Source organism: Faecalicatena sp. Marseille-Q4148 (genome assembly GCA_018228665.1).
Lineage (GTDB): Bacteria > Bacillota > Clostridia > Lachnospirales > Lachnospiraceae > UBA9414.
Genome location: CP073692.1, coordinates 227,894 through 251,378, shown reverse-complemented (window position 1 = coordinate 251,378; position 23,485 = coordinate 227,894). Strand labels below are relative to the sequence as shown.

Below are 23,485 nucleotides of genomic sequence, written 5' to 3'. Positions count from 1 at the left end.
CCTTAACAATTGATTCCGTTTCATTTCTAGCATCATTTTCTGTGTTTCAAGAATCTTACGATTATCACTTTCAGAATCCTTCATAATTACTTTTATTTCTGACAATGGAACTTCCAGTTCTCGAAAACACATAATCTGACGTAATTTTTTCAATGAGCTTTCATTATATAAACGGTATCCTGCTTCTGTTACTTTAGCAGGCTTTAACAAATCAATTTCATCCTAGTATCGCAATGTTCTTATGCTAATTCCAGTCAATTCTGATACTTCTTTCACTGTTTTCATAAGTCCTCCTTTTTTTCATCATAAGCGTTACGTTACTGGAGAGTCAAGATGTTTTTTCTATTTTTGAAAAAAAGTAGATTTCCATTCTGATTAATTACCGTACGTGCAAAAGGATTTATAAGAAAATCCTCTTGCTGTTGTTTGACCGATAAAGCAGTCATAGAAAAATTATTTGATAACCATTCAAGAATTTGCTTGAAAATTCGCTCTTCGTTGTCAGAAAATTCAATTACTAATACTTTCCCATAACAAACACCGCCTTTTCATTTGCCACAATCTTATTTCCGTAATGCAATATTGGGACGAGTATTTATCAGCTTTCTGTTTATGACGGCATTGATTAGCAGTATTACAAGACCAGAAATCAGAATCGTTGTAACAAACTCGACAACGCTCAAATTTATAGCGATATGATATAATTGGGCTATAAGTTGCATAGCAATGAGCAAGAGAGAAGAACTAACAGCTACTAAAATTGTTAGCAATATGTTTTCACTCACAATTATTTTAGATACCATATTTTTCTGGAATCCAAATGAATATAATAGCCCAACCATTTTGTAGCGGGTTGACTGCATTTTAATTAAAATAATGATAACAATAAACATTGCAACGAACAAAATCATGCAAGAAACAACCATAAATAAAGTCTGAATTTTTTCAAAAGTGTTTTGCATAGTTTTTACCTGTTCAGAAGCATTTTCACTTTGAATTTTTTCTTTTGCAAGTTCATCACTTACAGCAGCAATATTTTCAAAATCTTTTACATCATAACTGACAGAATAGTATGTTTCATCATCTAACCCTTTGTAAAACTCTTTCTCTATATCTGAACTGACAAAAAAATCATCATAGCCTGCATTGTAAATTCCGCCGACGTTTAAAACATATTTTTTAGATTGATATTCTAAAACGATTTCTTTCCCGATTAACTCATTGATTTTTGAATTAAATTTTTTTGCCAAGCTGGGTGTAAGAGCAATTTCTTTTTTATCATTTTGTGGCATTGTACCATAAGACATAGATTCTTTCGCTTTTGGCATAGGATATTTCTCAGTCATTGTTTCAGAATGAGTTCCCATTGACAAGGTGACATTCTCAATTTTATACTGCTTATATACATTTTCCAGCCTGTCATCCATAGTTAATCTTTTATAAATATCGTTCTTCTCATCGTTTTTAATATATCCATTATTAAAAGCAACATTTTTTTCTTTAAAATCCGAGATTGATTTTTCTATGATATTTCCAGATGATAATGAAAATATCATACATAAAATGCCAATAGAAAATATACATGAAACAAGCAAATACTTTATCCATGATGTTTTAAAATTTTTACAGGCTAATTTAAAGTGAGCGACTTTCTTGGGTGGAGAAAGTGTCATATCCTCTTTTAATGTTCTGTCGGCTTCATCTAAAGTTTTTTGTACACAGATTTTTTTATCCTCAATCGTTATGATTTCATCTGCGTAATCACAAATATGCCGGTCATGAGTAATCACAAGCACAAGTTTTGTTTTGGATATTTCTTTCAATATTTCCATAATTTCTGTTGACGTTTTTCTATCAAGCGCTCCTGTTGGTTCGTCTGCTAAAATTACTTGAGGATTTTTTATCAAAGCCCTAGCAATCGCAACTCTTTGTTTCTGACCGCCAGACAAATTCTGCACTTTTTCATCTGCCTTATCAGATAAACCTATTTTTTGAATCAATTCTTTTGCCTTCTGTATATCCTTTTGCGGATTCTCACTTTTTAGGGCACATGGATATACAATATTCTCTATGACAGAATACCCATTCAAAAGGTGGTAGTCTTGAAAAATAAATCCCGTATAGTCTTTTCTGTAATTGCATAACTCATTTTCGGATAAGGTATTCAGTTCGACATTATCGACTAATATTTTTCCTGCATATTCGCTATCCAGACCAGCAATCAAATTCATTAGGGTTGTTTTTCCACAGCCGGATTCCCCCAGCAGGCATACCAATCCTTTGTTGGGGAAACTATATTCTGCATTTTGAATCACGGTTGTATGCCCGTATATCTTTGTCACATTTTTTAGTTCAATCATTATCGTTCACCTGTCTTAAATGTCTTTAAAATACTTGTTGTTTCGCAAACAATTTCTGTAATAATATAGCTCAAAATGGTTACACCGACAAATAAAAGAATCGTGATTCCTATATTTTCAAATGAAAGAATTGGTGTTTTAAATATCTTATTACTTGCTATATTGATAAGCGGAGAAAGGAGAATCGCTATTGCACAAGAAAATACCATTTGCACGAATGTTTCAAACAGATTCAGCTTTCTAAGGTTTCCATTTGAGAATCCGCTGACTTTAAAAATAGCATATTCTTTTTTCCTGAGCATACTGGTAATCAATGAAATCGCACTGACCATGACAAGGACAAGAGCAATAATCAGAGAGTTTGCTGATGAAGATTGCTCACTTGATTGTGAATTTAAGCGTACTAAATCTTCTATAAGTTCAAAATATCCCGTAGGAACCAACCCAGCTTTATTCAATTCATCTTTTATAGCAATTAAATCTTCTGGTGTCTTTACTCTCATTAAAACATTTAAATTCTGTGTATCTTTTGTACTCTGTGCTAATAATTCTTTCAAAGCTGACTTACTGAAAAAAAAGGAATCATCTATGGAATATTCAGCTCTTTCTCCCTCGTAATTTGTAACCATCGTAGAATCAATTACTCCCACAATTTCCGCTTTTACAGAAACAGGTTTAAATGATGGGGTATCTCCTTGCCACTCTGTTATCTCTCCATGAAAAGTAACTTCTTTTCCAAGAGCTTCCTTTGCTGTAATTCCCATGTTTTTTACTAAACTTTCTGGGACAACAATCTCATTACTTGAGCCAGTTCCCATTCTTCCTGCAATAATCTTGTTTATGACAGGGACATTGCCAGAACTTTGCACGGAATAATTCTTTCCAGAATCATCAATAGTGATATTATCAAACGGCTCAACATACGTAATAAATTCTATTCTATCATCATTTTGGTATTTTTCATAAATTCCATTTACATTTTGGTCCACATCAACATTTGGGTTATCATTTTCTTCGTCTCCTGTCCCTACTGCACCTGTAAACGAATTGTATAATGATATATCCAACACAGAATCTCCATACACATCAAATATTTCATCAAAAGCAGACTCACTTGTCGATTGTATGCTGTCTGTTGCTGTTGTTAACAAAAAACATACTCCAATCATTAAAGAAAGAGCTGAAATCAAGAATCTACCTTTATGTCCAAAGATATTTGATTTCATAATAGAAAAAATATGTTCAAAAGGAAGCACCGTTTTTTCTATGCTGATAGATTGTTTACGGGAATCTTCTCCTGTATTATTCGAAGAAATCAGTTCTCCTTTATCTAATTCAAATACCGTATCTTTTGGAAGAATATGAGAAGTATCATGTGTTACAATAATCACTGTCCGAGTCTTTGAAATTTCTCTCAAAATTTTCATAATATCCTTTGATGTTTGTTTGTCTAAGGCACTGGTTGGTTCATCTGCTAAAATAATCTGCGGATTCTTCATTAACTCTCTTGCAATGGCAACTCTTTGTTTTTGTCCGCCAGAAAGGTTCTTTACCTGTTGGTTGACTACATTTTTCAGTTTTAAATCACAGATAAGTTTTTCAGCCTGTTTTCTGTCGATCACGCTTTTTAACTGTGTCGGTAATAGAATATTGTCCAACACAGTAGAATCTTCTAACAAGTTAAAATCCTGCCATATAAAGCCAAAAGTATTGTTATATAAATAACTTTTTTCTTTTTGGCTTAATTCTCTTATATCCTTTCCGTATATAGACACTTTTCCGCTGTATTCATTATCAAATCCAGACATAATCTTCAACAAAGTAGATTTTCCACTTCCAGAAGCTCCTATGATGAAATTCATTCCGTTTTGGGTTGAAAGTGTTACATTATTTAATGCTGTGTTCTCTCCGTATTTTTTGGAGATATTTTCTAATTGAAACATTTTTTATAGACCTCCTGCTTTACTTTTACACGGACATTATACAATACTGAGTGTTAAGTTCCTGTTAAGAAAAAAGATTTTGAGCAACCTCAAAATCTTTAAAATCTTATTCACATAAAGGAAGTTCTACTGTAAAACAAGTCCCTTGTGGATTATTATTAGAAACGGTTATTGTTCCATCATGTTTTTCAATAATTTTTTTAACAATGGATAGCCCTAAACCAGCACCACCCATTTCACGGGAACGGGACTTATCAACACGAAAAAATGGCTCGAATATTCTTTGCCTGTTTTCTGCTGAAATCCCGATTCCTGTATCACATATCTGAACAGTTGTATGGTGTTGATTTTGCTTGGCAGAAATATAGATACTTCCTTTCTCCTCATTATAGCGAATACTGTTCTGTATCAGATTATAAAAAACACGGTATAATAAATCCACATTTCCATAGATTTCAACATTTTGTAAATCTGTGGAAATATAAATATTCTTTTGAGCAGTCATATTAGAAAAATCCAGTAGGATATTTTCTACCATATCCGATACAAGAAAATATTCTTTTTCCTGTACAATGTCTGTATTAGTAATTTCCAAAATTGTTTGTATAATTTCAGATAAACGTATCAGTTGATTTTTTTGATTCAAAATCAATTCTTTGTATTCTGCCGGTGTATGATTTTCTCTTTTTTCAAATACGTCTATTTTAGTTTTCATTATGGTTAATGGTGTTCTTAATTCATGTGCTACATTTCCAGAAAACTGTTGTTGAAATAAAAATGCTTCCTGTATTCTGTCTGTCATTTTATTGAATGAAACGGTCAGTTCCGCTATTTCATCATCACTGTTTGGAACAGAAAGTTTATCTGAAAGGGTAGAAACAGTACTATTTTTAATCCTATCATTTAATTTGGCAAGAGGTAATAAAATACTTTTAGAAAACAGATACATCATGCTCCCACCAATCATAATGATAAAGAGCATGTATAAAAAACTATTTCTGTAAAAGTTATCAATGATTCGTTGCTGGCTTTCCATATTTTCTATTGATTCACTTATGTCCATTGCTGGTTGTTGGCTTCCTATTTGATTTTCTATTTCATTTATATTTTGAGCAGGTGTTGTAATCTGTGCAACTTGAGAAGCCATTTGCGTTGCGGAATAATTCATAAGCACAGTAAGTCCAATACAGCATATAACTAGAATAAAAACCGTAATACCTACAAGTCTTGTACGGATAGAAAACTTATTCAACCATTTCATTATCCTTTGTCCTCTCTTTCAAATAATAACCTGCCCCCACTTTTGTTTCTATTAAATCATAAGTTAGCAGACTTTTTATTTTCTTCCTTAATGAAGCAATGTGAACTCGAATCGCACCACTAAAGCTGTTTGCATTACTATCCCATACATGGTCTATCAGTTCTTCTTGACTGATAATTTTATGTGGATTCAATAAAAAGTATTGCAGAATAGAAAACTCTTTTTTGGTAAGGTTTACTACCTCATCATTTATATAAACTGTCTGCTTTGATATGTTCATTTTTAATTTGTCATAAATCAAAATATTATTTTGTTGAACAAAATTTCTTCTCAGCAGATTTCTGATTCTTGCTTCAAGTTCTTCAAAATCAAAAGGCTTCGTTAAATAATCATTTGCACCATTATCCAATCCATGAACCTTGTCAGAAACCGTATTTCTGGCACTTAAAATCAAAACCTTTAATTCTAAATCAAATTTTCGAATCTGTTGCAAAACATCTAAACCGTCCATTTCTGGCAAATTTAAGTCTAGGATAACTAAGTCATATTTTTCTACAAAGCATATTTCACAAGCTGTTTTCCCATCATCACAGGTATCTACAGCATAACCATCTAATCTAAGTCCCTCTGCTATTGTCGATTGCAATTCTTTTTCATCTTCTACAATTAAAATTCTCATACAAATCACCTCAAATAATTATTATACAGATATGATGTTAAATTTCAGTTAAGAAACTAGAAACTCCTCGTTCCCATTTGCTTACGGCCTTGTCAGTAATATGTAAATATTCTGCCAGTTCTCTTTGAGACATATTTCTTTCCTTTCTCTTACTTGCAATAAAGCGGCCTGTTTTCATAGCATCCATAAGTCCCCTACTTTCATCTCATAATATATCGTAAACTGATAAATCAGTAAATCAACTGGTAGTTTACTCTTTCGTATGTTTATCATCTGCGATTATTTCATCAACTTCAATAAAACACTTTCCTCTTTCTGTACTTTTAAGAAAAACCAAACCATCTTCAAATCGTTCTGACAACCATGCTTTTTTAAAGATACTTGAATATAGCAAGACCTTGATTTCTGCATATGGAAATACCTATCATAACATCTTCCGGGTCAATTCCCGGCATCAGTCCACCAATAGACACAAACCCAATCCGATCTGCAGAAATGCTGATCAAAGCTTTTCTAAATCAACACCAGCAACTCTTCCATCTCTTTTTCTCCACTAGTAACAGTTGCTGCCGTAATGATTTTTTCTTCTGTCATAGCAATATGAGTCTTATATCTAAAGAAAAAGGTATCGCCTATGCCTTGGTCCTTGACATCACTGCATTTCTCTCAACTTTTTAGAAGCTATGAAATTACAAAAAAATGCTACCGCTACAATAATAAAGCAAATGATTGTACACCATTCAGGTACTCTCATATCTAATTGCACTCTTAGCAAAATCGTGATTGCTAAAAATACAGCTCCCACAATTTGTATAAAGTCTAATATCTTTTTTTGAAGTGTCTGTAAATACTTTTTCTCTTTTATTCTTTCAGATTTCCATATTCCATAATTTTCTTGAATATCATTTACATCTTCATCTGATATGAGTTCGTCCATACTTACATCTAGCTCTAATGCCAGTTTTTTTGCCGTAATCAAATCCGGACATCTTGAACCATTTTCCCAACGACAAACTGTCTGCCTTGAAACATATAACTTATCTGCCAGTTGTTGCTGAGTGAGATTTTTTTCTTCTCTGAATTTTTTGATGTTATCATTTAATGCCATACTCTATACCTCCCTTTCATTCACATCATATAACGATAGAACCAAAAATAAAAGTACCAGTATGTATTTCCTTTGTTTCCATTTTGGTAACATCTGTTTATTCCAAATTTTCTACACCATAATATCGATATATCGCTGAACCAATGTATTTTGTAACCCCTTTTCCGCACTGTTTATCTGTGGCTTCTTCCAACTGAGAATGATTCAAAATTCGTCATCTCCTCCCCTTTCAACACATCAGAAATCCATTCGATAATACCATTCAAATGATTCCGTTTCATTTCTAGCATCATTTTCTGCGTTTCAAGAATCTTACGATTATCACTTTCAGAATCCTTCATAATTGCTTTTATTTCTGACAATGGAACTTCCAGTTCTCAAAAAATATAATCTGACGTAATTTTTTCAATGAGTTTTCATCATATAAAATGTTTTTATCACAAATTCAATAAAACCGTCCTTACTTTTACAAATGAGAAATGACGCAGATAACAAAAAAGATGTCCTTATTCCTGTAAACAGGATAAGTCCATCTTTTCTGTTATCTGCACTGCCTATTTCTGCACAATATTTATATCTACTCAAAAATGTTGATTTTACGCTGTTTTTCTCTATCTATCTTCTGATTTACTCCATTTTTACTCCAATTTTAAGCCAATATTTTCAGTTCGGCTACTTCTTCTTTTTTCTTTTCTTCTGAGACGTGCGTGTATAAATCAGTTGTCATTGCTAATGTGGAGTGCCCTAAGAGTTTCTGCACTACCTGTTGGTCTACTCCATTTTCATAACACCTTGTAGCGTATGTATGTCGCAGAGTGTGACAGGTAAACAGTTCAAATATCTTCGGCTCTCTCTTTTCTTCCTTTGCCAATTCAATCTCTATTACATTGATTTTTGCCACATAGTCTTTGATTGCACTATTGACGTTGTAATAATAAACGGGCGAACCGTCCGAACAGGTAAATACCAAGTTTTGAAATTCTTTATGCTGTTTCCATATCGAGCGTTTCCACATCTTCTGCTCTGTCTGCTTTATCTTCTGATTTTGTAAAATCTCATACACTTCATCTGTCATAGGAATAACACGATTACTGGATATGGTTTTTGCAGTTGTGTAGAAAAACTTTGAACCCTCGACGGGACTGGAAGCCTTTGAATAATGAATTGTCTTATTGATTGTAATTTCTCTTTTTTCAAAGTCACAATCTTCCCATTTCAGCCCAAGCACTTCTCCAATCCGACAACCTGTTGTCACAGCAAATTTCAGAACATTGATATGTATATAAGAAGAAGCAAATGTAAAGAATTTCTTCTGTTCCTCTCTTGTTAATACACGTCTTTCTTTTTTCACTTTTGGGGGCATTTCCACAGCAATACAGGGATTTTTTCTAATATATTCACTCAATACTGCTTTATCAAACATATCACTCAGCATAAATCTGATGTTCGACACCGTTCCATGTGCAAGACCGCTATCTATCAATTCATTTATGAATTTTTGAACATGATATGTTTTAATGTCCTGCAAATACATCTTTCCGATAGAGTTCTTCACTCTTGCGTTATAGTAACTGTGATTTTTATATATCGTAGTCATTTTAACTGTTTTCTTCTTATACAACTCCGTCCACGTTACATACCATGCGTTTAAAGTGATACTTTCGCCGTTGCCATTCAAACCATGTTCATCTTCATAAACCGCTTCTCGCAACTTCCGTTTTAATTCATTCAGTTTAAAATCATAAAGCGTTTTACGTTTTCCTGTTTTACTTGTAAATCTTGCAATATAGCGTCCATCTGCTCTCTGTGAAATTCCCTTACCGAGTTCTTTTCCTTTTAAATCTTTACCCATACCAACTTTCCTTTCTTCTACTGAAAGAAATATGGTAAAGTAAATATTTCAATTTTCATTATATCCACACCCCATTTTCTTTTCAAGCCCTTTTGCATTGATATTCCAGCCATTCATCAAGTAATTTCTTATTTGCATACAACCGATTACCAATGCGTACTGTAAATCTATTTTTCGGATTGTTCAACAGTTCTCTTGCCTTTGTTTTCCCAATCCCCATATACTCACAAAATTCATTTATATTTAGTAATGCTTTCTCGATACGATTACCCCTTTTCCTCTAATTTTCTTGCTTTTATGTAATCATCATACAACTGCTTCTGTGTGATATTCATTTCTCCATTTGCTACGAGATTACCGATATAATCTCTCTGCTCTATCTTCCCAACCTCTGCAAACAGCTTCAAAGACGGGGCAACATACTTTTCCAACCACTCCCATACCTTTTGCAGACTTTTCTTCTGTGGTTGCATGGTAAGTTTCACCTTGCCTATATTTTTCATCAGTTCCGCCCACGCTTGATAGGTTGGATAAAGCCTTTTTCGTGTTGTCATGCTGTCTGTCGGCTTTTCTAAAAATCGTATTTTGCTGTTCAACACTTCCATTGCCAGTCCTGCCACATCTCTATATCTCAATAATTCCTGTACTACACTTACCGCCATTTCCTGCCGAAATCTCAACTCATATCTATTCCAATTTTCGTCTAATTCTGTTCCATACTTTTTATTCTGTTCATATCCCTTTTCATAAAATACCAATCTCAAATTACTGGCTGAACTGCCGAGATAAAGACTGCCACCTTTACTCTGAAACACTTCCTCTTTCAGTTCTCCCGAATCGTGAAAATCTATATCCCTTAGTTTTGTGGAAAGCAATCCCTCTTTTGTCCGCATAATCAAATCGGGAATACTCAAATACGGTTTTCTATCATCTATCGCTAAATCAATCCGAGGAAAATTGATGTGATACTGACAAACTCTGTTTAAGAAATCAAACCATGTTTCCTCATTGAGTTGTAAAAAATTCTCATAGTTACGACAGCCTTTCCCACTCATTAAAATCTGAAATCCTTGATACTGTGCATTTCCTGTTGGTTTTAGTACCTTGATATTATCAAAGATTGCCACAACCTCATGTCCTGCAATCCCTTTTTCATAGCCTGTTACCGTCATAAGTTCCAAAGGTATTCTCAACACATCTTCTATGACTGCTTCTAACGGAACTTCCTTAATGGTTATCTGACACCAATCTATCAAGGCACTTAATTCTTCTTTCTGCCGTATTACTCCCCTGTTAGTGTAGGGGAGTTCTGGAAGAAAACTTCCGCTTCTTTCTTCCAAATTTATCAAACCTCCTTATCTGCAATGGCGTTGCCATTGCCCTGCCCTCAACCTGCCGTTTGGTACGTCAGAACGAGGACAGGAACTTTGACCGCCTACATATTTTTATTTGGAACAGGGCGAATACCCTTACAGGTAATCTTCTCCACTAATACAGGAAAGTTTCCTCTCTGCACATAAGGGGCATAAACTGGTTCTTCCAGTTCCACCACAGCATAAGGCTCAATCTTCGGAAGTTCCGTTGCTTCCAAGCGAATATCCACGCTGTTCCCAAGCTTCATACTTCCAAGATGAAGTTTTAAGGCTTCCACTTCCTCTGTTTTCTTCTTACTGTCTTTATCATAGCGGTAACAGTTATCCGCACCCATAAAACGAAGTTCTCCAAAGGCTTCTTTTACCTGTTCTTTTGTCAATGTTATCTGCATACACGTTCCTTTCTCCCCGTTGAACCGATAGGTCAGTTTCTCATATTTTCATTTTCCTATTACGACGTCGTTTTTTGTTCAGTTATTTCTGAACTTAATCGTATATTAGCACAGTCATATTCGTTTTGCAATAGAAAGTTTAGTTTTTTATAAACTTTTTGTTTTCATTTTTCTGAACTTGTGGTATAGTGTCCTTAGATGATAAGATATGAGAAGTTATAACGAGATATGGAAAGAGAGGGTTTTTCAGATGAATACAATCGCAGAACGGATTAAATTTGCCATGAAAGCAAAAAACAAGAAACAGGTGGATATCGTCAAAGATACCGGTATCAGCAAAGGAGCGTTCAGTTCCTATCTTTCGGGACAGTACAACCCAAAAGCCGATAAAATGGAATTGATTGCAGACTCTTTAGATGTAGACTTGCGGTGGCTTTACGGACAAAATGTGCCTATGGAACACACAAGCCAAAGTGACAACACTCTGCAATATGTCTTTTACAACAACTCCTGTTCCGAATATCTTCTTGATAATTTAGACGATATCTATATTGCCATGATGACCCAATACGCCGCCCTCATTCCACGCTTTTATGTTCTTGTCAATCGTGCTGGAAATGCAATGCACATACTGCCATTATTTTTGAAAGAGGATAGTTCCGAGTTCTATGAATGTCCGTCTGATTTCTTCTATTCCGACAGGCATACTATTTTTACAAGAGATTTTGAAAGCATTCACATGGTATTAACAACAGCCACAATTTACTATTATGGAATTGATACAAAAACCTATGAACCGAAAGTTACCAAACTTTCCTACTCACAGACTGACGATTGCTTCTATATCGACAATGAAGTACATGATTGTCACATAAAAGCATTTGAAAAAGAAGTGGTAAAAGAAGCACTTTACTTAAAACACAACGCCCAATAACAGACAAGAGGACTTGCAAGGCTTCTGACCTTTCAAGTCCTCTGCTGTATCATGGTTCTGTTGTCTATGTCCGTTCCGTCAAGGACTGCCCTACGGCGTATCGGCTTCGCCTTGTTCCTTGACCTCACTACTTTCTCAAAATTATCACTGCCAGTTTCCCAATACTTGATTTTTTTTAGTTTAGTGCTTAAACAGTAAGTGAACAAAAACTATAAATTAAAATCGCTTATTTATTGATAGAGTCCCACAATTCCAATGCTCTATTGATAATCGGAAGAATTTCTTCCTTTCTATTTATCAACAAATTATTCATGTGTGTTTTTTGTACGTCTGTTAATTTTTTAGATGTATCAATTTCATTCCCTTTTTCGTCTATTTCAATTTCTCCCGGATATAATGCCAAAAATATTTTTCTATTCTCATCAATGTTTATAGTAATGTCCATATCCCCTTTACGAGCAGTAAGCCAAAAATTATTAGTATCTAATTCATATTTTCCAATAGATTTAGGCGTTACCAAATAATCAACACCATCTTCTGTCAAAGCATAATTTCCTTGATATTTTTCAACGAAATTTTCATTTAATTCTTTAGTGAAACCAGCACGCTCAACACTTTTATACATATTATTGTGTTGAACTTTACAGATACCGATATATGCACACCCCAAAATCCCAACAGTTAAAACACCTGCTGTCAAACCTATAAATGCCTTTTTGTAAACTTTAAAGTTGTCAATTTTTTTAACCATGACCATATCCTCCTTTAACAAAGTATCTAGCGAAACATCAAATTCATCGCTAATTTGAACAAGCGTTTGTAAATCAGGATAACTTTTTTGATTTTCCCAATTAGAAACCGTTTGTCTTGTTACATGAAAGATTTTTGCAAAATCTTCCTGTGTCATATTTCTTTTTTTCCTTATTTCGATAATTTTTGCACCGATATTCATCTTGTTACCTCCTTCGAGTTATATTATTAGGTCCATAGCAAAAAAAAGCTAGCAACCTACCTTTACACACCTAAAAAAAGTAGCGCAAATAATCTTTGACAGGCGAAAATTCAAGGTTTTTCACATATTTATAATCGATAACAAATAGCAAATCATATTTCACATCTTTTTTCTAATCAGATACTAGAAAAAGCCCTATAAAGAGTTTTATCACTTGCTTACGCTTATACTCTTGATAGGACTTCTTGTTTGTCCACATCTTTTAAATGTTACTTGCCCTGATTTCATTTATATTTTGTTTATCATATCATATTTTGTAATTATTCACACCATCATAATCAGAAAAAATGACGCAGATAATGTTTTCACTACCTACGCCATTCCCCATTACACTTTTGAAATATTTACTCCATTTTCTTTCAACTTTTACTCCAAATTTACTCCATTTTAAAAATCTGTTACGATATTTTGCGGTATTCTGCGATACCTTTTCTTTGAAGAAAAATTTCTGCAAACCTTGATTTTCAGCGAACTTTTCAATATTTCCAAGCACTTTATTCTGTTGTGAGATTTTCTCTCAAATTATTTCTGCACAATGTTGATGATCTTCTTCGGAACATAAATTTCTTTTACAATTGTTCCTGTTAATTTATCTTTGATAGCCTCTTTTCCGGCTGCGATCGCATCTTCTTTAGAAGCATCTGCCGCAATTGTAACGATTGCTCTTGTTTTTCCGTTAATCTGTACCGGAACTTCAATCTCATCGTCTTTCATTGCCTCTTCATCATAGGTCGGCCATCCTGCATGGAATACACTTCCTTCATTTCCAAGCTGCTGCCAGATTTCTTCTGCAAGGTGCGGTGCAAACGGAGCAAGGAGTACTGCAAGTGTATTTAATGTTTCTTTGTCTACTCCGCCCTCTTTCTTCGCAATCTCAATCAGTTTATTATTATATTCCATGAAACCGGAAACAACTGTGTTAAGACTGAAGCTTTCCAGACGTTTTGTGATCTCACATACCATTCTGTGGCGTGTTTTAATCATTTCTTTTGATGCTGTCACATTTTTCTCTTTGCTGTCCATCACGAGGTTCCATACTTTGTTTAAGAAACGATAAACGCCGTCGATTCCTCTGTCATCCCATTCTGCATCTAATTCCGGCGGTCCTACAAACAGCTCGTACATTCTCAAGGAATCACATCCATAATCTCTTACAAGATCATCCGGAGAAACAACATTTCCTTTTGATTTACTCATCTTAATGCCGTTCTTTCCTGTGATCATACCCTGATTAAACAGTTTGTGGAATGGTTCATCAAAGTCAACTACTCCGATGTCATGCAGGAATTTTGTATAGAAACGTGAATACAGTAAGTGAAGTACCGCATGTTCTACACCACCGATGTACATATCAACCGGAAGCATTTCATCTGCTTTTTCTCTGGAAACAAGCTGCTCTTTATTATGCGGATCTACATAACGGAGGAAATACCAGGAAGAACCTGCCCATTGCGGCATTGTGTTTGTCTCGCGTTTTGCAGGAGCTCCACATACCGGACAAGTTGTATTTACCCAGCTGTCGATTGCGGCAAGCGGTGATTCTCCTGTTCCTGTCGGCTCATAGGAATCTACTTCCGGCAATGTCAGCGGAAGCTGATCTTCCGGAACCGGAACATTTCCACAATGCGGACAGTGAATGATCGGAATCGGTTCTCCCCAGTAACGCTGACGTGAGAATACCCAGTCACGAAGCTTAAAGTTCACTGTTGCACGTCCAAATCCACGCTCTTCAATCATATGCGGCGCTTCTTTTTTCAGCACAGCTGATTCCATACCATTCCACTCACCGGAATTAATCATGATTCCGGAAGCTTCTGTGTATGCTTCTTCCATATTTTCAATTTCTTTGCCATCTTTTGCAATTACCTGAATGATCGGAATGTTGAATTTCTTTGCAAATGCAAAGTCACGGTCATCGTGTGCCGGTACACACATAATCGCACCTGTACCATAATCAGCAAGTACATAGTCAGACAGCCAGATTGGTGTTTTTGCTCCGTTTAACGGATTAATTGCATAGCTTCCTGTAAATACACCTGTCTTTTCTTTATCCTGAAGACGATCTACATTTGATTTCATAGAAGCATCGTAAATATACTGTTCTACTGCCTCTCTTGTCTCATCTGTTGCAAGTTCTTTTGCAAGTGCGTGTTCCGGAGCAAGTACCATAAATGTCGCTCCATGCAGTGTATCCGGTCTTGTCGTATAAACTGTAATCTTTTCGTCTCTTCCCTCTACCTGGAAATCTACTTCTGCACCATAGCTCTTGCCGATCCAGTCTGCCTGCATCTTTTTCACTTTTTCCGGCCAGTCAAGCTTATCAAGGTCATTCAGCAAACGATCTGCATATTTTGTAATCCGCAGCATCCACTGACGAAGGTTCTTCTTTGTCACTTCTGAACCACAACGCTCGCATTTTCCATTGACAACTTCTTCATTGGCAAGGCCTGTCTTACAAGACGGGCACCAGTTAATCGGGAATTCTTTCTCATATGCAAGACCATTTTTAAACATCTGCACAAAAATCCACTGTGTCCATTTATAAAATTCAGGATCTGTTGTATTTACTTCTCTGTCCCAGTCATATAATGCTGCGATTTCATTAATCTGGCGTTTAATATTTTTTACATTTTCTGCTGTGGAAATTGCCGGATGAACCCCCATCTTAATTGCATAGTTTTCAGCCGGAAGTCCAAATGCATCCCATCCCATTGGATGAATGATATAATAACCCTGAAGTAATTTATAACGGCTCCATACATCAGAAATCACATATCCTCTCCAATGTCCTACATGAAGACCATTTCCTGACGGATATGGGAACATATCCAGACAATAATATTTTTCACGTTTTCCATTGGCGTCTTCTTTGATATTTACCGGATTCTTTTCCCAGTTTTCACGCCATTTTTTCTCAATTGCCTTATGATTATAAGGTGCTGCCATGATTTTTCCTCCTTCTTCCTTATCCACAACACCGGCGGAGTCCTTTTCCTTAATAAAAAAAGACTCTCATCTCATTCAAGAGACGAAAGTCACAATGATTCCGCGGTACCACTCTAATTTATCTGCACGAAACAGATACACTTACATTTCTATAACGGGAAATCCCGCTTCCGGCTACTGTACATATAGAACGGTTCACCGAAAGAACTCCGAGGTGAGTTCAAAATCTGCCTCTGCTGTCTCACACCTTCCGACAGCTCTCTGAAAGATTAACAGCTCTCTACTATTCCTCTTCAACGTTTATTCGATATATTTTTTGATAAACTATATTTCATTCTAACATATGCCTGCTATTTGTCAAGCACTTGCTTGTAAATTCCTCGTTTTCTGACGTTTCCTCAAAAGTACGCCCAATATTTTTGTTCAGTTTTCTCAAATTTGTGGTTGTTTTAAGCAGACATTTAGTGTATAATATACATATCTTGTAAGAGACGATAAAACAACATAAAGGAGATTACGATTATGGTTAATTTATTAATAGGACCGAAAGGCACTGGAAAAACACAGATTATGATTGATCTCGCTAACAAAGCTGTAAAGGACTGCAATGGTAACGTCGTATTTATCAAGAAGAGCCATCAGGATACTTTCAACTTATCTTTCGACATTCGTGTTATCTGTATGGACGATTATGCAAAGGTTACAGGAGCTGATGCTTATCTCGGATTCATTTACGGTATGCTCAGCGCGAACCATGATATTGAAGCAGTTTTCATTGATGGATTATTAAAACATTCCGGTATTTCATCTGATCACATGCCTGCATTCATTGAAGAATTGAAAAATATTTCTAAGAATGATAACGTTGACTTTTATGTAAGTCTCTCTGCTGAGAAAGACAGTCTTGCCGGAGTTGACATGACAGATTGTACACTTTTGAATTAATTTCAATATTACATAAGATGAGGAAGACATTCATCCCCTGAATCTCTTCCTCATTTTTATTACTGTTTTTCGTACATCTTTTTTCTAAAACTTTCTACTACTACTGCGCTTCTTCCGGCACAACAATCTCCTCTGTAAACCTTCTCCAGAATTCTGATTCATCTTTTGCAGTTTTCAGTGCATTTGATAATTTATGTACTCCTATCTGTTCCGCCAGTGTCTTTTCTCCCGAATACAGATTTGTTCCAAGTCCAAGCTGATTTCCTTCAATTTCTACACCAAGACTCGCCAATGTTGTCGGAAACATATCCATCGCAGTAAATTTGCGGAACGTTGTTTCTTCTGCCTCGATTGGAGAATTTAAAATCGTGTTATATAAAGTACGCCGATAGTCCGGATCAATCGTGCTGCAAAAATCTGCATCCATTGTCCGATGATCTCCTGACAGAATTACTGTTGTATCTTTATAAAATTCCTGCTGTCGAATCCATGCCACAAAATCCGCCACCTGGCGACTTGAACAGGACAACACGGTTCCATACTGATCTGCTCCATATTCCCACCTGCAGAGCGGACATGGCCACCCATTTTCTTTATGTGTGTCTACCGTCAGCATTGTGAAATTAAATGGTTCTTCTTCTGCCGCCAGTTTTGTAAGCTCTTCTTTCGCATATTCAAAAAGCCTCTGATCTTCATATCCCCACCAGACACGGTAATCTATTGGAAATTTCTTATTGATCAGTGCTGTCGAATAATCATAAATTTTGTAATTACCATGCTGTGAAAAATATTGCAGTCTTCCTCCAAAAATCGCATCTGAACCAATAAGTAATTCCTGCTGATAGCCTTCCTGTTCAAGAATATTCCCAAGACTCCATACTTTCGGAAAAAATACTTCCTGCACATTCATAGCATTTCGCGCAATCGGAATCAATAACGGCAGCCCCGATGTTTGTGCAAACATGGATGCAACTGTCCAGCGTATTCCTTCTACTTCGTATGCTCCTCCTACTTGATCTGTATGGGAAAAGTTTAGATTTTCTTCTGCCAGCGCGGTAAGTTCCGGAATATAATTGATATCATATGCCCCTCCATCCAGCTTTGACATATAGGTATTTTCCATTGACTCCAGGAAAATATAGATTAGATTTCTCTTTTTCTTCGGAAAATTAAGCTTTACATTCCTCGGATCCACATAGTTCTCCGCAATCACATCCGGATGCGCTTTTTGTTCCTCCTGATATTGCTCATATGGAAAAATTGTTTTAATTTTACTGCATTCTTCCGGAACAATATAAAATGAACTGCACAAAATACAGATGCCAAGCACACCGGCAATAAACCGATGTGCCCTTATAGAAATCATAATTGTCAGTACAATTATCCCAAAAATAATTACCGGAGGCACCACATATTGAAATAAATTCTGCAATTCTTCTGTCAGAGATGTCTCTAATGGCACTTTTAGTTGAAATACCATCTCTTCTATCGAAACATCTCCCCAGCGCTTTGCAAACCATTTCTGAGTCAGACTGACAGCTCCAATAGCGATTCCCCCACATACTGCCGCTATAGCTGCCATAAAATAGCCAACTCTCTTAATCGCTTCCTTTGTCTTTTTTCTCAAGACAGATTCCTCTCATTTCTCTTCGTTTTAGCGTTTTTTACAACTAATTTATCTTTATTACCGTATGGAGTTCTTCACCTTCTTTGTATTCTATATGAAGTTCATCCCCCACATTATAGCGGATAATTCCAATAAATTCATTTACTGCCACATCAAAAATATCTTCTGAACCTTCCAGCATAATATAGTAATGTGAATTTCCTTCCACAACGCTTTGTGCAATCTTTGTAATCTTTCCGGTAAGCTCTTTTACTTCTCTTGTATCTTCTGTTTCTTCTTTCACTCCATTACTTACAAGAAGCTGATGATACTGTTCCTCACACGCAGAAACCGTATCTCCAATAGCTACAAGCTGATATTTCTGTACATTTACCATCGCATATTTTTTAACAAGTCCTGCATCATCTTTCAATGCGATAAAGTATGTCGGCTCTCCGGAAATGTTTAACAGAAGCGGAAAGGTAGCTCTGTATTTTAAGTTCTGAACCTGACCTTCTGCGGAAGATTGTGCCGATTCCTCTGTGGCGCCTTCCACCGGATAGAATTTTGTCTCCATTGTACGCTGATTCATCAAAACAAATCCAACATTCGACTGGTCTCCGCTGACAGAAGTTACTCCTGTATACACCCATACGTCATCATCAATTGCCAGATAGTTATATCCTGTCGTTGTCTTCAGGCAGTCTTTCTGACCGAGGATACTGTTAAAATAACCGTGTTTTAATGCGCCATAATAATCATACAGACGAATCAAAAGATCTGCAGAATATGCATGGTCAATCCATTGTGGAACCTCGTCAATCTTATAATCTTTTGTTTCTCCCGTTATTGCATTGCAAAGCACAACGCGCCCTATCGTCTCTCCTCCAAAAAGACCGATGTTATATTTCTTTACCGGACATACCCAGTACGGTGTTCCTTCCTCGTCAATCTCGAAACTAAGTTCATCAAAAATATACGTCGGATAGCGGAAACGTAAATGACGGTAAATATTCCGGTTCAAATGTTCACTTGTGGAATACTTCATTCCCTCGTCCAGCTTTACAAGTTCTGTCGTCTGGCTGGCCATATCAATTTTAATATATGCCGGGATTCCTGTTTTCCAGTTGGTAAACCATTTAATAGTATTGGCATAACGAAGCGGCGATACTCTGACCGGACGGTTATTATAATTAATCTGGCTATAGATCTCATCTACTTCGTACTGAGATACCATGTCTACCATACTTCCCATCTTACGGTTTCCGAGCAGTTTAGCAGAATCTTTGTCAAGAATTGGAATCTGGTCAAAAGAAAGTTCTTCGATATCTTTCGTAAATTTTCCTTCCTCCACGTTCAAAAGCTTCTGATACTTCTTCGCATTAATAATCGGTGAAGACAAAAGGCTTCCGACAAGAAAAACAACCACAACAGCTCCGATCAAACCGATCATCAATTTCATCATTTTTGACTGTTTCACTTCTGAAGGGCTAATACGCTTACGGACAGCATAAATTACCGTCACGACTGCGATTCCAAAGATAATAAAATACCAGAAATCAACAGAATGAATATTTACTGCCGGAAGACTGACATAGTAATATACAAATCCGGCTATCAGAAGTGCAAGCACACTTAAGATCTTTGTTTTTAGTTTCATATTTCATTTCCTCCCTTATATGAGGCAATTATACAAGATAATCCTATGAAAATCTACGGTCACACCGAAACTAAAACCGTTTTTCTAAAAATTTAATAATTTCCTCCCCTGCCTCGGAGCAGATCTCTGTTTCCAACCAGATTTCTTCTGACCGGATTGCCTGATCAACTAACATTGACAGACCGGATACTGTCTGCAGCCCGGCTTCTTTTGCAAGGCGCAAAAATTCCGTCTCCAGCGGATTGTATACCATATCTGCTGCAACACGATATGCTTTTATCTGTGATGCTTCAACAACACTTTGACCGGTATTTGGATACATCCCCACCGGCGTCGTATTCAAGATGATATCCCCTCCCGGAAGATCTTCCAGCGTACAGATATCCACTTCCGGAAAATATGCTTTGATTGCTTCTGCCTTCTTTGGATTACGCACCGCCAGCGTTACCGATGCCGCTTCGCCCTGTAAAAAAGCATATACCGCAGCTTTGGCAGCTCCACCGGCTCCAAGCAGCGTCACATTTGCTCCCTTTAATGCAACACCGGCACGTTTGAACATATATAAGACACCTATATAATCTGTATTATATGCATATACCTGACTGTCTTTTTGTTTCAGCGTATTCAATGCCCCAATATTTTTCACATCTTTATCCGCAATCACATAAGGCAGTAACGTTTCTTTATAGGGAATTGTCACATTCAGTCCAAGATAGTCTTCCCGGAGCATTCGGGGAATTATCTGATCGGTCTCCTCTTCCGGCACTTCCAGAAGTTCATATGTTCCCGTCATTTCTTGTTCCTTTAGTAAGTATTCATGAATTTCCGGAGACAAGGAATGCCCCAGCTTCTTTCCAATTAATCCCAGTTTCATTTTTTCACCTTTCCCCTGACTGTCTTTTCAAAAGCACTGTCTCATTTGTCACATTTTACCATTCCTCTTCGGAGTCATTTTGCTAGATCACTCCTGCCTCATGAAAGAATTCTGCCTCTGTCGGATAGACGAAGCTTTCTCCGATTTCTTTCAAAAGTACTAAGTTCAAACAATGATTCAAATTCTTTTTATCATGTTTTACTGCTGCCAACAACGCTTTCATCTCGATTCCACATTCTGTCGGAAGCCCATATTGCTTAAGCGCATCTCGGATCTGCTCTGCACAGCCTTGCTTTGTCATACCTCTTTCTTCAGATAATTTCGTAATCTGATACATCCCAATTGCCACCGCTTCTCCATGACTTTCCCGCTCATAATGGTAATATTGCTCAATTGCATGCGCCAGCGTATGACCAAAGTTCAAAAGCATTCTTTCTCCTACATCAAATTGATCTTGCTCAACTACTTGACGTTTAATATCTACACAGCGGAAAATAATCTCCGTCATATATGGCTTCAATCCTTCAAAAGATCCCGCTTTCCGGATGGTATGAAATAACTGACAGTCCTTAATACAGCCGTATTTGATAACTTCTCCCATTCCATCAATCAAGTAACGTTCCGGCAATGTATCAAGCACATCCGGATCGATCAAAACAAGTTTCGGATGATAAAAAGCTCCCACAAGATTTTTTCCTTCCGCCAGATCCACTGCTGTCTTTCCTCCTACAGAAGAATCCACCTGTGCCAAAAGTGAAGTCGGAATCTGCACATACGGTACGCCCCTCATATAAGTTGCTGCTGCAAATCCGGTTAAATCACCCACAACGCCTCCTCCAAGCGCAATCACAAGATCGCTTCTTGACATTTTTGCTTCCAACATCGAACTGTAGATACCTGGAAGCGTCTGAAAGCTTTTGGACGGTTCTCCATGTGGAATAATTGTCTGAAAACATTCATAATGCTCTCTTAATCCCCGGAGCAGTTTTTCTCCATAAAGTGCAAATACCGAATCATCAGACACTACCATAATCTTTCCTTTTGGAAATATCTCCGCAATATACTTTGATGCTTTTTCCAAAATTCCACGCTCTATTTCAATCGGATAACTCTGTTCTCCAAGATGAACTTTTAACTGCATTTTACTACACCTGCTTTCCTACTACCGGAGCAATCTTTGTGATTGCCTGAATCAGTGCATCATATTTCTCTGGTTTCAATGACTGTGCGCCATCGCAGAGCGCATTCGCCGGATCATTATGCACTTCAATCATCAGTCCGTCTGCTCCTGCTGCTACAGCTGCCTTTGCCATTGGTTCCACCAGCCACCATTTGCCTCCCGCATGACTCGGATCAATAATAATCGGAAGATGAGTCATGCTTTTGATTACCGGAATCGCCTGCAGATCTAACGTATTTCTTGTATAAGACTCAAATGTCCGAATTCCACGTTCACAAAGGATTACATTTTCATTTCCCGCAGCCATTATATATTCTGCTGCCATAATCCACTCTTCATAAGTTGCATTTAATCCTCGTTTCAAAAGAATTGGACGTTTTGTCTGTCCAAGATGTTTCAACATATCGAAATTCTGCATATTTCTTGCACCAATCTGGATTAAATCTACTTTTTCATCGAACAACTCTAAATGTTCCAGCGACATCAGCTCTGTCACAATCGGAAGTCCGGTTTCCTTTCTTGCAGTACAGAGGATTTCTAACCCTCGCTCACCCATTCCCTGGAATGCATACGGACTTGTGCGCGGTTTAAATGCCCCGCCTCGCAGTAAATTCGCTCCTGACTTCTTCGCTGCTCTCGCAATCTCAATTACCTGTTCTTCAGATTCTACGGAACATGGACCTGCAATCAGCGCCAGATGATTGCCTCCTACTTTGACTCCACTGACATCAATCACAGAATCCTCCGGATGAAAAGCTCTGTTTACTAATTTATATGGTTCCTGCACATGCATAACCTTTTCCACACAAGGTTCTACTTCAAACAGTCTGGAATCCACACTTGTCGTATCTCCAATACATCCGATAATCGTCATTCCTTCTCCGATTACTGTATGTGTTTTCAAACCTTTTGCTAACACTAACTGTTCTACATGTTTTACTTCTTTTTCTCCTGTCCCCGGTCTTAATACAATAATCATTTTTATCTTCTCCTTTGCTTTGAAAATTTTATACAAGTTTCTGTCAACTCTCTCAAATGCGAAAAAACTCCCGCCCTCCTGGTTAAACCAGAGGGCGAGAGTCATAAATCCTTCGCGGTTCCACCTCTTTTTACAGATTCTTCACAAAATCTGCCTCATGAAGTACGCTGTTGATTCACAGATAATACTTCTGCAAGATAACGGCTGCAGCCGGAGATGCCTACTGTTGTTTCAGCACTCTACTCCAAGAGGAATTCGATATCGTCTGCTGTGTCCCGCTTCCACCACCCGGAACTCTCTGTATCAGCCTCTCAATATCTACTATTTCTTTTCATCGTATTTGAGAGCGGATATATTATTTTTTACAATAGTACATTGTTT

The 23,485-nt window shown here is 36.8% G+C and carries 18 protein-coding genes, 4 pseudogenes and 2 other annotated features; of the genes and pseudogenes, 2 read left to right on the top strand and 20 right to left on the bottom strand.

The annotated features are described in order from the left end of the window. Window positions 1–6: 6 nt before the first annotated feature. The 12 genes and pseudogenes from KFE17_01195 to KFE17_01140 all read right to left on the bottom strand — a co-directional run bounded on the left by KFE17_01195 (window position 7) and on the right by KFE17_01140 (window position 10,968). Window positions 7–285 (bottom strand): annotated as a pseudogene (locus KFE17_01195) (MerR family transcriptional regulator). Between the two features lie 278 nt (window positions 286–563). After that, on the bottom strand, window positions 564–2,360 hold the full coding sequence (locus KFE17_01190; GenBank protein ID QUO32407.1) for an ABC transporter ATP-binding protein/permease: 1,797 nt from the start codon (window positions 2,358–2,360) through the stop codon (window positions 564–566). Then, on the bottom strand, window positions 2,360–4,303 hold the full coding sequence (locus KFE17_01185; protein ID QUO32406.1) for an ABC transporter ATP-binding protein/permease: 1,944 nt from the start codon (window positions 4,301–4,303) through the stop codon (window positions 2,360–2,362). Before KFE17_01185 ends, KFE17_01190 begins: the two co-directional genes overlap by 1 nt. 106 nt (window positions 4,304–4,409) lie before the next feature. Continuing rightward, a complete protein-coding gene (locus KFE17_01180) occupies window positions 4,410–5,564 on the bottom strand; it encodes a HAMP domain-containing histidine kinase (protein QUO32405.1) in 1,155 nt (384 codons plus the stop codon). Continuing rightward, a complete protein-coding gene (locus KFE17_01175) occupies window positions 5,548–6,243 on the bottom strand; it encodes a response regulator transcription factor (GenBank protein QUO32404.1) in 696 nt (231 codons plus the stop codon). Before KFE17_01175 ends, KFE17_01180 begins: the two co-directional genes overlap by 17 nt. Window positions 6,244–6,301: 58 nt before the next feature. Then, window positions 6,302–6,430, bottom strand: a pseudogene (locus tag KFE17_01170) (helix-turn-helix transcriptional regulator). A gap of 465 nt (window positions 6,431–6,895) precedes the next feature. Further along, entirely contained in the window at window positions 6,896–7,351 is a 456-nt protein-coding gene (locus KFE17_01165) for a helix-turn-helix transcriptional regulator (GenBank protein ID QUO32403.1), read from the bottom strand. A gap of 97 nt (window positions 7,352–7,448) precedes the next feature. Continuing rightward, window positions 7,449–7,778: pseudogene (locus tag KFE17_01160) on the bottom strand (MerR family transcriptional regulator). A gap of 222 nt (window positions 7,779–8,000) precedes the next feature. Then, window positions 8,001–9,203, bottom strand: coding sequence for a tyrosine-type recombinase/integrase (locus KFE17_01155; protein ID QUO32402.1), 1,203 nt, complete (start codon window positions 9,201–9,203; stop codon window positions 8,001–8,003). Between the two features lie 82 nt (window positions 9,204–9,285). After that, window positions 9,286–9,465, bottom strand: coding sequence for a helix-turn-helix domain-containing protein (locus tag KFE17_01150; protein QUO33576.1), 180 nt, complete (start codon window positions 9,463–9,465; stop codon window positions 9,286–9,288). A gap of 4 nt (window positions 9,466–9,469) precedes the next feature. Next, window positions 9,470–10,552, bottom strand: coding sequence for a replication initiation factor domain-containing protein (locus tag KFE17_01145; GenBank protein ID QUO32401.1), 1,083 nt, complete (start codon window positions 10,550–10,552; stop codon window positions 9,470–9,472). Window positions 10,553–10,638: 86 nt separating this feature from the next. After that, window positions 10,639–10,968 (bottom strand): hypothetical protein, encoded by a 330-nt coding sequence (locus tag KFE17_01140; protein ID QUO32400.1) that lies wholly within the window; start codon window positions 10,966–10,968, stop codon window positions 10,639–10,641. A gap of 250 nt (window positions 10,969–11,218) precedes the next feature. On the opposite strand from KFE17_01140, the gene KFE17_01135 reads away from it, so the two are divergent. Continuing rightward, entirely contained in the window at window positions 11,219–11,902 is a 684-nt protein-coding gene (locus tag KFE17_01135; GenBank protein QUO32399.1) for a helix-turn-helix domain-containing protein, read from the top strand. Between the two features lie 733 nt (window positions 11,903–12,635). On the opposite strand, the pseudogene KFE17_01130 reads toward KFE17_01135, so the two are convergent. From KFE17_01130 to leuS, 3 genes and pseudogenes are all read right to left on the bottom strand, one after another. Further along, window positions 12,636–12,854: pseudogene (locus KFE17_01130) on the bottom strand (helix-turn-helix transcriptional regulator). Window positions 12,855–13,161: 307 nt separating this feature from the next. Next, the gene (locus KFE17_01125; GenBank protein ID QUO32398.1) at window positions 13,162–13,407 is read right to left on the bottom strand and encodes a hypothetical protein; all 246 of its coding nucleotides are present in this window, start codon (window positions 13,405–13,407) and stop codon (window positions 13,162–13,164) included. 29 nt (window positions 13,408–13,436) lie between these two features. After that, window positions 13,437–15,860 carry a leucine--tRNA ligase gene (gene leuS / locus KFE17_01120; protein ID QUO32397.1) on the bottom strand — a complete coding sequence of 808 codons (2,424 nt, stop codon included), beginning with the start codon at window positions 15,858–15,860 and terminating at the stop codon, window positions 13,437–13,439. A gap of 75 nt (window positions 15,861–15,935) precedes the next feature. Next, window positions 15,936–16,166 (bottom strand) — a binding site (T-box leader). Window positions 16,167–16,382: 216 nt separating this feature from the next. Here leuS and KFE17_01115 point away from each other — a divergent pair. After that, entirely contained in the window at window positions 16,383–16,805 is a 423-nt protein-coding gene (locus tag KFE17_01115; GenBank protein QUO32396.1) for a hypothetical protein, read from the top strand. 100 nt (window positions 16,806–16,905) lie between these two features. On the opposite strand, the gene KFE17_01110 is transcribed toward KFE17_01115, so the two are convergent. The 5 genes from KFE17_01110 to aroF all read right to left on the bottom strand — a co-directional run bounded on the left by KFE17_01110 (window position 16,906) and on the right by aroF (window position 23,104). After that, window positions 16,906–18,432: an LTA synthase family protein gene (locus tag KFE17_01110; GenBank protein ID QUO32395.1), complete on the bottom strand. Its 1,527-nt coding sequence runs from the start codon at window positions 18,430–18,432 to the stop codon at window positions 16,906–16,908. A 43-nt stretch (window positions 18,433–18,475) separates the two neighbouring features. Then, entirely contained in the window at window positions 18,476–20,071 is a 1,596-nt protein-coding gene (locus KFE17_01105) for a CvpA family protein (protein ID QUO32394.1), read from the bottom strand. 70 nt (window positions 20,072–20,141) lie between these two features. Beyond that, window positions 20,142–20,945 (bottom strand): shikimate dehydrogenase, encoded by an 804-nt coding sequence (locus KFE17_01100; protein ID QUO32393.1) that lies wholly within the window; start codon window positions 20,943–20,945, stop codon window positions 20,142–20,144. Between the two features lie 82 nt (window positions 20,946–21,027). Beyond that, window positions 21,028–22,086 carry a 3-dehydroquinate synthase gene (gene aroB / locus KFE17_01095; GenBank protein ID QUO32392.1) on the bottom strand — a complete coding sequence of 353 codons (1,059 nt, stop codon included), beginning with the start codon at window positions 22,084–22,086 and terminating at the stop codon, window positions 21,028–21,030. Between the two features lie 4 nt (window positions 22,087–22,090). After that, complete coding sequence (gene aroF, locus KFE17_01090) at window positions 22,091–23,104, bottom strand: 3-deoxy-7-phosphoheptulonate synthase (protein QUO32391.1); 1,014 nt, start codon at window positions 23,102–23,104, stop codon at window positions 22,091–22,093. Window positions 23,105–23,191: 87 nt separating this feature from the next. Beyond that, window positions 23,192–23,448: a binding site (T-box leader), on the bottom strand. Window positions 23,449–23,485: the final 37 nt, after the last annotated feature.

Excerpts from the sequence above, each read along its gene's own strand:
- KFE17_01190 (QUO32407.1), bottom strand. The coding sequence starts at position 2,360 with ATGATTGAACTAAAAAATGTGACAAAGATATACGGGCATACAACCGTG.
- KFE17_01175 (QUO32404.1), bottom strand. The coding sequence starts at position 6,243 with ATGAGAATTTTAATTGTAGAAGATGAAAAAGAATTGCAATCGACAATA.
- KFE17_01100 (QUO32393.1), bottom strand. The coding sequence starts at position 20,945 with ATGAAACTGGGATTAATTGGAAAGAAGCTGGGGCATTCCTTGTCTCCG.
- KFE17_01180 (QUO32405.1), bottom strand. The coding sequence starts at position 5,564 with ATGAAATGGTTGAATAAGTTTTCTATCCGTACAAGACTTGTAGGTATT.
- leuS (QUO32397.1), bottom strand. The coding sequence starts at position 15,860 with ATGGCAGCACCTTATAATCATAAGGCAATTGAGAAAAAATGGCGTGAA.
- KFE17_01135 (QUO32399.1), top strand. The coding sequence starts at position 11,219 with ATGAATACAATCGCAGAACGGATTAAATTTGCCATGAAAGCAAAAAAC.
- aroB (QUO32392.1), bottom strand. The coding sequence starts at position 22,086 with ATGCAGTTAAAAGTTCATCTTGGAGAACAGAGTTATCCGATTGAAATA.
- KFE17_01140 (QUO32400.1), bottom strand. The coding sequence starts at position 10,968 with ATGCAGATAACATTGACAAAAGAACAGGTAAAAGAAGCCTTTGGAGAA.
- KFE17_01185 (QUO32406.1), bottom strand. The coding sequence starts at position 4,303 with ATGTTTCAATTAGAAAATATCTCCAAAAAATACGGAGAGAACACAGCA.
- KFE17_01155 (QUO32402.1), bottom strand. The coding sequence starts at position 9,203 with ATGGGTAAAGATTTAAAAGGAAAAGAACTCGGTAAGGGAATTTCACAG.
- KFE17_01165 (QUO32403.1), bottom strand. The coding sequence starts at position 7,351 with ATGGCATTAAATGATAACATCAAAAAATTCAGAGAAGAAAAAAATCTC.
- aroF (QUO32391.1), bottom strand. The coding sequence starts at position 23,104 with ATGATTATTGTATTAAGACCGGGGACAGGAGAAAAAGAAGTAAAACAT.
- KFE17_01115 (QUO32396.1), top strand. The coding sequence starts at position 16,383 with ATGGTTAATTTATTAATAGGACCGAAAGGCACTGGAAAAACACAGATT.
- KFE17_01105 (QUO32394.1), bottom strand. The coding sequence starts at position 20,071 with ATGAAACTAAAAACAAAGATCTTAAGTGTGCTTGCACTTCTGATAGCC.